1 protein-coding gene is annotated in these 1,141 nt (G+C 61.2%); it reads right to left on the bottom strand.

Going from position 1 to position 1,141, the window contains the following annotated elements; translation table 11 throughout:
* A partial coding sequence (locus RGM2987_RS00125) for an immunoglobulin-like domain-containing protein (protein ID WP_245138095.1) occupies window positions 1–1,141 on the bottom strand: 1,141 nt, incomplete at both ends.

Here is a 1,141-nt window from a genome sequence, read left to right as displayed (position 1 = left end):
GTGATGGTGTCGCTGGCGGTCAAGGTCAGGCCAGTGTTGTCCACCGAGTCGGTGATCGTGGTGACCGCCGGCGTGGTGCTCGGCACCAGGTTCTCGAAGTTGCCGCCGGTGGTACCGGTGATGGTGGCGCTGACGGTGCTGCCATTGTTGTAAACGTCATTGGCAGGCGTATCGACATTGACCGTGCCGGTGGTTTGACCGGCAGCGATGGTGATCACAGCGCCGTTGCTCAACGTCACGGTGACCGGCGTTTGAGCGGCGTTGGTCAGGGTGGCGGTGTAGGTGATCTGGCCGCCTTCAGTGATGGTGTCGCTGGCGGTCAGCGTCAGGCCGGTGTTGTCGACCGAATCAGTGATGGTCGTAACAGCCGGTGTGGTGCTCGGCACCAGATTTTCAAAGTTGCCGCCCGTAGCACCAGTGATGGTGGTGCTGACGGTGCTGCCGTTGTTGTAAACGTCATTGGCGGGCGTATCTACGGTCACGGTGCCAGTGGTTTGACCCGCTGCGATGGTTATCACCGAACCGTTGCTCAGGGTCACGGTTACTGGGGTCTGAGCCGGATTGGTCAGCGTCGCGGTGTAAGTGATCTGGCCGCCTTCAGTGATGGTGTCGCTGGCGGTCAGTGTCAGACCGGTGTTGTCTACCGAGTCGGTAATCGTGGTGACCGCAGGCGTGGTGCTCGGCACCAGGTTCTCGAAGTTGCCGCCGGTGGCACCGGTGATGGTGGTGCTGACGGTGCTGCCGTTGTTGTAGACGTCGTTGGCAGGCGTATCGACATTGACCGTGCCGGTGGTTTGACCGGCTGCGATGGTGATCACCGCGCCATTGCTCAGGGTCACAGTCACCGGCGTCTGGGCTGGATTGGTCAGGGTGGCGGTGTAGGTGATCTGGCCGCCTTCGGTGATGGTGTCGCTGGCGGTCAGTGTCAGGCCAGTGTTGTCCACCGAGTCGGTAATCGTGGTGACCGCAGGGGTGGTGCTCGGCACCAGGTTCTCGAAGTTACCGCCGGTGGTACCAGTAATAGTCGTGCTGACGGTGCTGCCATTGTTGTAAACGTCATTGGCCGGGGTATCGACCGCCACGGTGCCAGTCGTTTGACCGGCTGCAATGTTGATTACCGCGCCATTGCTCAGGGTCACAG

The organism is Pseudomonas sp. RGM2987 (assembly GCF_022952855.1).
In the GTDB taxonomy this organism is placed as follows: domain Bacteria; phylum Pseudomonadota; class Gammaproteobacteria; order Pseudomonadales; family Pseudomonadaceae; genus Aquipseudomonas.
The sequence above is the reverse complement of the archived record's forward strand: the minus strand, read 5'-3'. Positions and strand labels throughout refer to the sequence as shown.